The sequence below is a fragment of the Chryseobacterium sp. MYb264 genome (assembly GCF_035974275.1).
GTDB lineage: Bacteria > Bacteroidota > Bacteroidia > Flavobacteriales > Weeksellaceae > Chryseobacterium.
In genome coordinates, this window is sequence record NZ_CP142422.1 from 2982280 (window position 1) to 2994382 (window position 12103).

Here is a 12103-nt window from a genome sequence, read left to right on the forward strand (position 1 = left end):
TATTTTTTTAGCGAATGTAGTCAAAATACTTTTTTAAAACCAAAAGTGATATTAAATTTTCAATATTTTTATTACCAAATTTGGCTCTGTATTCTTTTGCATTTTCAATGATATCCTTGGCTTCATTTAGATGTTCTAGATAATACTGAAGTTTCTCTTCAAGATTTTCATAATTTTCATCAATACAGATAAAATGTTCATCCGGTATTAAAGTTCCCTCCATATACCATGTTTCCATTTTTAGCGGTGGAGTTACCGCAATTGAATTTGAAGACATGATCCATTTTAAATTGGTTGCTACATCATTCCCTTCAAGACTTAAAATAAATTTATTTTTTAAGTGCTCATCAATAGATATTTTGGGCTTTATCCAATCCGGATTTCCACCGTTTTTGTTCACCTGACCTAAATCGCAAATCGGATTATTGAAATATTTTTCATAAAACCTTTTTCTGTGCTCCTGATGAACTGCTGCTCTTCCAATCATCAGATCTTTTTTACCTTCAAATTCCAGATTGTCCTGCACAGAAACAAAATGCCTGGCTTTATCAAGATTTAACAGAATATTATTATCATTACCTCCATGAATAGGTCTGCTTTTGGTAATCATCGGAAAATCCAAAATCGTATTAACATCCCCAAAAGCATAATCTATCTTTAGATCTTTAGGGAAATATCTGGCGTGTTCATACGTATCAAAATAATAGGCTTTGGGAGTTCTGGGCTTCAATAAATCCTGAATAGTAGTACCTATATGATTTACTTTAACTTCGGAATTTATTTTATTATAATAATCTACCCTTGAGTCTACATTCTGTAATTCTTCTTTTGACATCTTTTTATAAAGACTGTCAATTTTTTTATCGTGGGATTTTACAGATAAAAATCCCCTGGAAAAACCCTGAATATAGAAAGATAATTTATTTTGTTTCTTAATTTTTGTCATGGTTATATGAAAATTGCACAAAAATACACTATTCTATCCATTCTTTTTCAATCAGATATAAATTTTAATCTGAATTTTATTTTTCTTAAAAAACAGTTTTGATCATCTCTTTGCTATACTGATTACTTTGAAATAAATTTATCTTTTTAGCTTAGTTTAAGTAAATTTGCATCAAAATTTTAATTGAAATGGACAAAGTAAGAGTACGTTTTGCTCCAAGTCCCACGGGACCTTTGCATTTAGGAGGCGTAAGAACCGCACTATACGACTATCTTTTTGCTAAAAATCAAGGTGGTGAATTTGTATTGAGAATTGAAGATACAGACACTGCCAGATATGTGGAAGGAGCCGAGGATTATATTGAAGAAGCATTGGAATGGTGTGGAATTATAGCCGATGAAAGTCCTAAAAAAGGAGGAAAATTTGCCCCTTACAGACAATCTGAAAGAAGAGATATTTACGATAGGTATACAGAGCAGATCTTAAAGACAGATTATGCGTATATCGCTTTTGATACGGCTGAAGAATTAGACGCTATCCGTGCTGAATATGAGGCAAGAGGTGATGTATTTTCTTATGATAACAAAACAAGAAATCAGCTGAGAAACAGCCTTTCTCTTTCTGAGGAAGAAGTTCAGAAATTGCTGGCAGAAAAACAGCCCTATGTAGTAAGATTTAAAATGCCGATTGACAGAACCTTGAATCTTGTTGATATTATCAGAGGAAATTCTTCCGTAAATACCAATACTTTAGATGATAAAGTTTTAGTTAAAAACGACGGAATGCCAACGTATCATTTCGCCAATATCGTGGATGATCATGAGATGGAAATTTCTCACGTTATTCGCGGTGAAGAATGGCTGCCGTCTTTAGGGCTTCATACTTTACTTTATGAAGCAATGGGTTGGGAGGCGCCGCAATTTGCACACCTTTCTTTGATCTTAAAGCCAGAAGGAAAAGGTAAACTCAGTAAAAGAGATGGTGACAAATTCGGATTCCCGGTTTTCCCGTTGAATTTTACAGATCCGGCAACCGGAAATGTTTCAAAAGGATACAGAGAAAGCGGTTACCTGCCAGAAGCATTTATCAATATGGTAGCTCTTTTAGGCTGGTCCCCTGCTGATGACAAAGAAATTTTGTCACTGGACGAAATGGCTAAGGAATTTGATTTAAATAAAGTTCACAAAGCGGGAGCAAGATTCAGCAAAGAAAAGGCAGAATGGTTCAACCATCAATATCTTCAGTTAAAATCTAATGAAGAAATTCTTTCTATCTTGAAAAGTTCTGACCTTAATTTAAGTATTTCGGATGAAAAACTTTTAAGAATCATTCATTTGATGAAAGAAAGAGCTACTTTCCCAATTGATATTTACGAAAGCGGAAAATTTTTCTTCGAAGCACCTCGTACTTACGATGAAAAAGCATCTAAAAAAGCTTGGAATGACGAAACTTCTGTCATTTTAGGAGAATTTGCTTCAGGTTTAGAAAATGCGGAATTTAATGCTGAAAATTTAAAGCAGGGCATTCACGATTTCGCGGAAAATAAAGGACTTGGAATGGGTAAAGTAATGATGCCATTGCGTTTATCACTAGTAGGAGAATTGAAAGGACCGGACGTTCCGGACATCATGGAAATCCTTGGAAAAGAGGAAACTATCCTAAGAATAAACAATGCAATCAATAATTTTAAATAGGTTTTCATAATTTTTCATACATTTGAAAGATTTAATTTACTTCAAGAAATGGAATATTTAAGTTTCGAACTTCCTATAAAAGAATTAGTGGATCAATACCAAACATGTTCTTTAGTAGGAGAAGAAAGTGGTGTTGATGTAAAATTAGCATGTAGCCAGATAGAGGATAAAATCATAGAGAAGAAAAAAGAAATCTATGGCAGCCTTACACCTTGGCAGAGAGTACAACTATCTCGTCACCCCAATCGTCCTTATACATTGGATTATATCAACGGTATGGTAGACAAAGGTAGCTTCCTGGAACTTCACGGAGACAGAAATTTTGCCGATGATCCTGCAATGATTGGAGGTATTGCTACCCTGGACGGGCAGAAAGTAATGATCATTGGAACTCAGAAAGGAAGAACGACTAAAGAAAGACAACACAGAAGATTCGGAATGCCGAACCCTGAAGGCTACAGAAAAGCTTTAAGATTAATGAAGCTTGCTGAGAAATTCAACATTCCTGTGGTTACTTTAGTTGATACACCGGGAGCTTACCCCGGACTGGAAGCCGAAGAAAGAGGTCAGGGTGAAGCCATTGCAAGAAATATTTTCGAAATGACCATGCTTAAAACTCCTATTTTCACTTATATTATCGGTGAAGGAGCGAGTGGCGGTGCATTAGGAATTGGCGTTGGTAACAAAGTATATATGTTGGAAAATACTTGGTACACGGTAATTGCTCCTGAAAGCTGTTCTTCTATTCTTTGGAGAAACTGGGATCACAAAGAAGATGCTGCGAATGCATTGAATCTGACTCCCAAAGATGCTTTAAGAGAAAAATTCATTGACGGAATCGTAGAAGAACCACTGGGTGGTGCGCATTATGATCCCGAAGCTACATATCAGAACCTAAAGACTTCAATTTTACAGAACATCAAAGCGTTCTCGAAATTTACAGGAAAAGAACTGGAAACCCAGAGACAAGATAAATTTATCGCAATGGGACAGTTTAAAGGATAAAATAAAAACGGTTAAGAAAAATTTTCTTAACCGTTTTTTGTATAGTTTAGTTGTAATTTTGAGATCTGATTAAATTGCAATACCTTTTTCTTTTTGAATCTACCTTGATAGGTTAAATATCAGTAGCGTCAGGCGAAACCCGATGAATACATATTCAATGATGTTATAACCCCTCAGGGGTTGAATAATGTAAAGGAAATTTCAAAGATGAAATGGTATAAGCAACCTCTTTACTCATCTCTTAAATTGAGCTCGATTTCAATATCTTTATTAATATTTTTCAGCGATGAATATTTGGCATCACAGACCATCGTTGTTAATACATATTCTCCTTTATCTATTAAGATAAAATTCTGACCGCTTGCGGGAACATCCAGGTTGTAATATTTTTTCCCGGTGATTTTTACGATCAGGTTGCATTTTGATCTGTTTCTGATATTAATGTACGCTTCTTTATCAGTAGGATCATTATTAAAAAGATGGGTCAACATCTTGGCTGTTTTCTTATTTCTCTCGGAAGGTTCAGCTTTTTTACTCACATTTGCAGCAGCAGAACTCAGATTTCCGGCAGATCCTTCAGAATTTGCTTTTGAACTGGCAGCCAATGTTTTATTTTGGGAAGTTTTTGATTCATTTTTTGCCATGGCTGCAACTTCAGTCCTGCTTAAAGGGGTGATGGAAGGTTTGGCTTCCGGAGAATTATCGGCCATGATAATATCAATTAACTTTCTTTTAAAGTAATCGGTCTTCGCATGCCCGGGGTTTTGTTTCAAAAAACCCGCAATTATTCTTGCTTCCTTCGTACTTTCAGCATCCTGCTCTGTATAGATAATAAGGGTCTCTTTTTCAGCAACAGCCTTAGATTTTGCTTTCTTCTTTTTTTGGGAAAAGCCTAAAGTAAAAATGCACAAAAACAGCAGAAGTAGTATTTTTTTCATTAACTGAACATTTAAAAATTTATTAAATATACAAATAACGCAAAAAGTCATTTTTTAGTTTATCATTAAAATCATTATCTTTGCATCGCTTTAAAATTAAGCTGAAAATTAATACTAATCTTACAATAAAAAAATAATAGATATTATGTCTTATACACCAGCTGCTGCAGACGTAGCAAAATTGAGAAACCAAACAGGTGCAGGTATGATGGACTGCAAAAAAGCTTTAGTTGAAGCTGAAGGAGACTTCGAAAAAGCAGTAGATATCCTTAGAAAAAAAGGACAGAAAGTTGCTGCTAACAGAGCTGACAGAGAATCTACAGAAGGTGCTGTCATCGCTAGAGTGAACGAAGATAACACTTTGGGTGCTATTATCTCTCTAAACTGTGAGACTGACTTCGTAGGTAAAAATGAAGCTTTCGTAGAACTGGCTTACGAATTAGCTGAAATGGCAATCTTCGCTGCTACTAAAGAAGAATTATTGGCTACAGATTTCCACGGAATCACTGTTGCTGAAAAATTAATCGAGCAGACAGGTGTTATCGGTGAGAAAATTGAGATTGGTGCATTCGAAAGAATCGAAGGTCCTTTCTTAGGAGCTTACATCCATGCTGGAAACAAAATCGCTGCTATCACTTCTCTTTCTGCAAAAGTAGAAGGTTCTGACGAGGCTGCTAAAGCTGTTTCTATGCAAGCTGCTGCAATGAACCCGATCGCTCTTGATGAAACTTCTGTTTCTCAGGAAACTATCGATAAAGAATTAGAAATCGAAAGACACAAACTTGTAGAAGAAGGTAAGCCTGCAAACATTATTGACAATATCCTGAAAGGTAAAATGCAGAGATTCTATAAAGATAATACTTTAGTACACCAGGATTTCATCAAAGACAGCTCTATATCAGTTGCTGACTATGTGAAGTCTGTAAACGGAGATCTTAAAGTTACCGGATTCATCAGAATCAGCCTTTAATCTTTTTAGATTTTAACATATTAATCCCGATGAAAATTTCATCGGGATTTTTTTATTTATTCTATGATAAAAACCCATCAATATTAACTCATTATTAAATATTTACATAATTACGCATTGTAGGATATATGAAGAAAAATTCATATAAAAATTCACTTATTAATAGGTACATTTGCACCCCTTTATTAATAAACATGAAAAAAATTCTACTAAGTATTTGTGTGTTTCTTTGTGTAACCTTTAATGCCCAATTAGATCTCGAACATTGGTTCGCTCCAATGTCAGCAAGTTCTCTACAGGGAACCCCAAAAGGTTTTCTCTACCTGTCCACGAATGAGACAACCCCATTTCCGGTTCAGGTTTATAACAACAACAATGTGATCTCTACTGTCCAGCTGAGTAAAGGAAATCCCGCGCAGGTAAACATCCCTAATAATATGATGATTGCCTCAACGCCCTCCAATCTATTTACCTCTACTCCTATGGGACTTTATGTAAAAGGAGGTAAAAAGTTTTTTGCGAGTTATCGATTTACGGTCTCCGATCAGGCAGAATTTGTGACCTCTAAAGGTTCCGCAGGACTAGGGAAAACCTTTTTTGTGGGAATGGCACCCAATACAACGGCTAAACCTTATGTAAACTCTACAATTGGGGTTACGGCTACGGAGGACAATACCACGGTGACGCTTTCAGGATATAATCCGGGAGTTGTTTTTTCTGACGGCGTTTCGGCCACTTCGAGAACCTTTACCATTAACAAAGGAAAATCCTATATTATTGAGGCTCAAAGTAATCTCAATCCAATTAACCTCACCGGATTGGTGGGAGCGAAAATTGTGGCTAACAAGCCCATTTCTGTAACTAACGGAAATTTTAACAGCATCTATACCAATTTTAACAGCACGAATGTTGATGTCCTGATGGATCAGTCTGTTCCGGTAGAAAGACTGGGAAAAGATTTTGTTGTGATGAAAGGTAACGGGCCCGCTAATTCGGGTATGGAAGTGGCAGTGGTGGTAGCTACCGAAAACAACACCAAACTTACGGTGAATGGGAACCTGCTGAATAGTGTAAATCTTAACGCCGGACAGTATTATATTGTACAGGGAAATAACTATGTAACCCAAAATAACGGGAATTACAATATGAGTATTTCTGCAAACAATAATATCTATGTATACCAGCTTCTCGCAGGTACCTCTACAGGAAATATATATGCAACAGGAGGAATGAACTTTATTCCGCCTCTAAGCTGTTTTTTACCACAGGAGATCAATGAGATCGGATATATTAACAAGATCGGGGCGGACACCTTCAATACAAGACTGAACATCATTACCCAAACGGGGGCTGCGGTAACCATCAATGGTAATCCGATTCAGGCAAGTGCCGGGCCGGCTCCTGTTACAGGAAATCCTAACTGGGTTACGTATTCCATCCCGAGTGTCACAGGAAATATTACCATTTCTTCTACCAAACCTGTCACAGCAGGTATTGCGGCAGGTAACGGAGCTGTCGGATACGGTGGATATTTTGCCGGCTTTTCTTCTGTTCCCACGATTACAAAAACCGGAGACTGCTACGCGGGTATGCTTCTTCAGGTAGACAGCTCCTATGACGCCTACCAATGGTATCTGAACGGAGTCCTGATTCCGGGTGCTAACAGTTACTCCATTAATCCCGAGTTATACGGAGCGGGTGCATATACCTGTGAGATCACAAAGAACAGCTGTGAAACAAGAATGACCGCAGTGTATGATTACACATTATGCCCCCCGATTACCACAACAACCTTCACCATCGGCTCTTGCGGTACCCAAACCATCACTCCGATTTTTACTGCTTCAACGCAGAGCATAGTGCCTTCTTTAACGAGCATTATTTCTCCTCCGACATCAGGCACAGCGGCGGTGAATCTGGTAACAGGGCAAATTGTATACACCCCAAATCCGACCACAGTCAATACAACAGATTCATTTATATATTATATCCAGGGTAACGGAAATCCTTTTGATTTTGAATATTTTAAAATTGTAATCAATACAGACGTTCTTCATGTAAATAGTGCGTCTCTTACATCTTGTACAAATGCAAGCGGAACCGGAACATATGATTTAACAGGGGCAGTTGTAACCTCCAATCCCGGAACAACGGTTACTTATTTCACGAATGCCAATTTAACGGGGCCAATTACGACTCCCACAACTTACAATGGCCCTACCGGAACTGTTTATGCTCAGGTAACTTCAGCGTACGGATGTTCACAAGTTGCACAGATTACTTTATCATCTTTTCCTTCACCTAATCTGAATATTAATAATTTCAATGCCAATATTTGTGATGATAATTTTGACGGAATTATTCCTGTGAATTTCTCCAATGTTACTTCACAAATTGTCAACAGTGCAGGAAGCTTTAATGTCAAGTACTATTTAACACAAGCTGATGCTACTGCAGGAAATACAAACACCCTCCCAACGAACTGGAACTATACAGCCAATACCGTGGTCTATGTAAGAGTAGAGTCACCTGGCGGTGATTGTCCTGCTGTTTTAGGGCAAATCAACTTTACGATCGGAAATAAAATCAGTTTAATAACAAATGCTGCAACCACAGATGTTTGTGATAATAATTTGAACGGTTCTGAAAACATCAACCTTAGTGACTATAAAAATTTATTGACGACAGATCCCACTGTAACCCTCACTTTTTACACTTCTCTAGCGAATGCTCAAAATGCAACCAACGCTATCCCTGCTGCACAAACAATCACCTCAACTACGACCTGGTACATTAGATTGGTAAGTGCAGGTGCCTGCCCGAATGTGGGAACGTTAACTCTTAATTTTAAATCTCCGCAAAAATCGGGCACTCTTCATGACCAGGTGATCTGCTCTGATGATAAAATCATGCTGGATGCGGGCCCCGGCTTTACTTCTTACCAATGGAGTACAGGTGCTTTGACCCAAACTATTCTGGCAGCTGCAGGAAGCTATTATGTTGACCTCGGAATGAACGGGTGTGTTTATCGTCAATATGTAAATGTAAACACCGCCCAGGCACCTCTTATCACCAAAATTGAAGTATCAGGAAACAATGCTACGGTACATGTTACAGGCGGAACTCCTCCCTACAGATATTCTTTAAACGGGATTGATTATCAAAATTCAAATGTATTTAACGGATTATCAAGAGGTACACATAAAGTATACGTTCTGGGATCAGACGGATGCCTTCCGGTAACAAAAGAGTTTCTGATAATCAATATCATCAATGCCATTACTCCGAATGGGGACGGAATAAATGATGTTCTTGACTACTCCGAATTAAGAATTAAAGAGAATGTAGGCATTGAGGTTTCAAACAGATATGGAGCCATTGTTTACAAATCTGCTAAAAACGTTTATACATGGGACGGAAAACAAGACGGAAGAACTTTACCCACCGGAACCTACTGGTACGTATTGCAATGGACAGAACCCGAAACGAAATTAACAGTTTCATACTCAGGATGGATTTTAATAAAGAATCGTGAATAATTATTCACGATTCTTTATATTTTACAGATAATATTTTAAATATTTACTACTTTTGTAAAAATCCTAATTCCCAAACATATGAAAAGATTTTTCCTCAGCTTATTACTCGTTTTTTTTACGTGTAATTTACTCTTTTCACAAAGAGATACCGATCATTGGTTTGCGCCGATGGCGGCAACTACTACAGCATATTCCTCTTTTTATCAGGGGCTGTATTTTTCTACAGATTCGACAACACCTTTTGATGTTACTATTTATACCAATGACTCTAACGGGAACAGCGTTCCTATTGGTACAGTCAATATAAAAAAAGGAGATCCAAAAGTATTTGAATTCCCGACAACTCCTGCTATCCCCAATGTGAATATGACCACGGTAATGGTAACAACAGGTTCCGCAGATAAATTCACCAAGGTTAATAAAGGAATTTACACTCACGGTGAAAAGCCTTATTTTGTGAATTACAGATTTGGAGTGACCAATCACGGTGAAATTTTAACTTCAAAAGGAAAAGCTGGAATTGGCAAGCTTTTTTACACTGTTGTCGCTCCTCTTACCTACCTTAATGCGGGAGGAATTATGAACTTTACCACAGGAATTATGGCTACAGAGGACAATACAACCGTCAATGTTTCGGGCTATGCTTCCAATGTTCAGTTTACCAACGGAACTACAGGCGCTACAAATCCTACCATCACTGTTAACCTAAACAAAGGAGAATCATATATTATCGACGGATCCGGCTCAACCGGGGGAAACGCTACAGGATTTATCGGCTCCAGGATAGAGTCTGACAAACCGGTTTCTGTAACCAACGGAAATTTTAACGGTCAGTTTGCAATCCTTACTCCCCCCAATGGTTTCGACGGTTCAGATATCATTATGGACCAATCTGTACCTGTTGACAGGTTAGGAAACGAATTTGTTTTGGTAAAAGGAAACGGAGACATTTCAGAAGGAATGGAAGATGCATTGGTTGTTGCTACAGAAGATAATACTGAGGTCTATGTAAATAACGAAGGACAGGCTCTTTTTACCCTAAACGCAGGACAGTGGAAACGCGTAAACTCACCGGATAATATCACTTTTAACAATAAATATATTGATCAGGGGAACGGGCATTATAATCTTCGTGTAAAAACCTCTAAAAATGCTTATGTTTATCAGCTTTTGGCAGGTATTAACAATAGTAATGCGACAGTAGGATTTAACTATATCCCACCACTCAACTGCTTTTTACCAAGAAAAATAGACGAGATAGCGATGGTTAATATTTTGCCTCCTACCTCTAATACCGTAAAATTAAACATCCTTACAGAGGCAGGAGCTACCGTAACAGTCAATGATGCTCAGTTACCCGTTGCTCAAGGCCCTTATCCTGTATCAGGAACAACTGCCTGGGTATCCTATTCTGTTCCTAATGCCACAGGGAATATGACCGTAGCTTCTACAAAAGCAGTTACTGCAGGTATTGCCGGAGGTAGTGGCGCCGTAGGATATGGAGGATACTTCGCAGGATTTTCCTCAATTCCGGTTATTGCAAAGAAAACAGGAGAATGTGTACCCGGCATCGTCCTCGAAGTGGACGACAGCTACGAAACCTATCAATGGTTCAGAAACGGAGTTGCCATTACTGGAGCCACTGCCAACACATACACACCTACCCAATCCGGAAACTTTACGGTGAAAGTAACTATGGGAACATGCCCTCCTGTAACAACACCTATATATAAAGTATATACCTGTCTTAAAAAGACGACTAAAGAGCTTACCATTTGCGGAACAACGGTGATCACTCCAGCTTTCACCAGCTCTACCCAAACCCCTGTTCCCAATACGGTAACCATTCTTACCGCTCCTACTCATGGAAATGCAACCCTGAATACCTCAACCGGCGCTATTACCTATACCCCCACCGCGGGATATTTAGGACCTGATAAAATTGTTTATAAATTCTGTGGCAATGATGCCGAATTTATAGATTGTGAAGAGATTACACTGAATTTAACAGTGGTTCCATTTGTGATTAAAGATGCAACCATTGAAGCATGTCAGTACGATACAGATCCTTATGCTGAGTTCGACCTGACGACTGCTCCGGTGACAGATTATCCATTAGTTACCAAGAAGTTCTACAAAACAATGGCCAACCTTACTTCAGGAACCAATATGATCGCAGATCCTGCACATTACCAATCTCTGGACGGGATCATCTATGTAAAGGTGACCACCAATGAAGGGTGTACGGCTAACGCACAGATCACATTAGTTGCAAAACCGATCAAAAAGTCACCTCTTTTGGTAGACCAGTTTATTTGTATTGATGCAAGAACCAGTATTGATGCAGGTCCCGGATATGATTCCTACCAGTGGAACACAGGCGCTACCACCCCTTCCATTCAAGCGGTAAGTGCCGGACAGTATACCGTCGTTCTAGGCAAAAACGGATGTTTTATTACTCAGGTTGTGAACATTAAAAAAGCCCCTGATCCCGTTATTACACAAATCGATATTACAAACAATACCGCTACCGTAATTGTAAACGGAGGAAAGCCACCCTATCAGTATTCGGTAGACGGGGTTACGAATTGGCAGGAATCCAATGTATTTACAGGCCTTTCCAGAGGACAACATACATTTTATGTAAAAGATTTTTATAATTGTGATCCTATTTCCGTGGAAGTTACTGTTCCTAATCTGGTTAATGCCATTACTCCTAACGGTGATAATGTGAACGATTATATCGATTACAGGGAATTAGGATATAAAGAAAATCTCGTATTCGTTGTATATGACAGATACGGTAACAAAATATTTACCGGAGATAAATTCAATAACTATACATGGGACGGAAGACATTATGACAAAAAGATCCTGACAGGTACTTACTGGTATCACATTACCTGGAATGAGCCCAACAAGAATAAGACCCCGATAAAATATACCGGCTGGATTCTTGTTAAGAATATAGACTAACAAAGCTTTACAAAGTTTTACAATATTAGGTTAAA

General features: G+C 38.1%; 7 protein-coding genes. 5 read left to right on the forward strand and 2 right to left on the reverse strand.

All coding sequences use genetic code 11. The features are described 5' to 3' along the window. Positions 1–7 precede the first annotated feature (7 nt). A complete protein-coding gene (locus VUJ46_RS12815) occupies positions 8–835 on the reverse strand; it encodes a glycosyl transferase family 90 (protein ID WP_326981151.1) in 828 nt (275 codons plus the stop codon). 299 nt (positions 836–1134) lie between these two features. On the opposite strand from VUJ46_RS12815, the gene gltX reads away from it, so the two are divergent. Continuing rightward, positions 1135–2640, forward strand: coding sequence for a glutamate--tRNA ligase (gene gltX, locus VUJ46_RS12820; RefSeq protein WP_326981152.1), 1506 nt, complete (start codon positions 1135–1137; stop codon positions 2638–2640). 48 nt (positions 2641–2688) lie between these two features. Further along, entirely contained in the window at positions 2689–3645 is a 957-nt protein-coding gene (locus VUJ46_RS12825) for an acetyl-CoA carboxylase carboxyltransferase subunit alpha (RefSeq protein WP_326981153.1), read from the forward strand. A 230-nt stretch (positions 3646–3875) separates the two neighbouring features. Here the strand turns inward: VUJ46_RS12825 and VUJ46_RS12830 are convergent, their stop codons facing one another. Next, entirely contained in the window at positions 3876–4583 is a 708-nt protein-coding gene (locus VUJ46_RS12830; protein WP_326981154.1) for a DUF6759 domain-containing protein, read from the reverse strand. A gap of 145 nt (positions 4584–4728) precedes the next feature. Between VUJ46_RS12830 and tsf the strand changes: the two genes are divergently transcribed. The 3 genes from tsf (at position 4729) to VUJ46_RS12845 (ending at position 12068) form a co-directional block, all read left to right on the forward strand. After that, a complete protein-coding gene (gene tsf / locus VUJ46_RS12835; RefSeq protein WP_326981155.1) occupies positions 4729–5553 on the forward strand; it encodes a translation elongation factor Ts in 825 nt (274 codons plus the stop codon). Positions 5554–5747: 194 nt separating this feature from the next. After that, positions 5748–9092 (forward strand): gliding motility-associated C-terminal domain-containing protein, encoded by a 3345-nt coding sequence (locus VUJ46_RS12840; protein ID WP_326981156.1) that lies wholly within the window; start codon positions 5748–5750, stop codon positions 9090–9092. A gap of 78 nt (positions 9093–9170) precedes the next feature. Further along, positions 9171–12068 (forward strand): gliding motility-associated C-terminal domain-containing protein, encoded by a 2898-nt coding sequence (locus VUJ46_RS12845; protein WP_326981157.1) that lies wholly within the window; start codon positions 9171–9173, stop codon positions 12066–12068. Positions 12069–12103 lie beyond the last annotated feature (35 nt).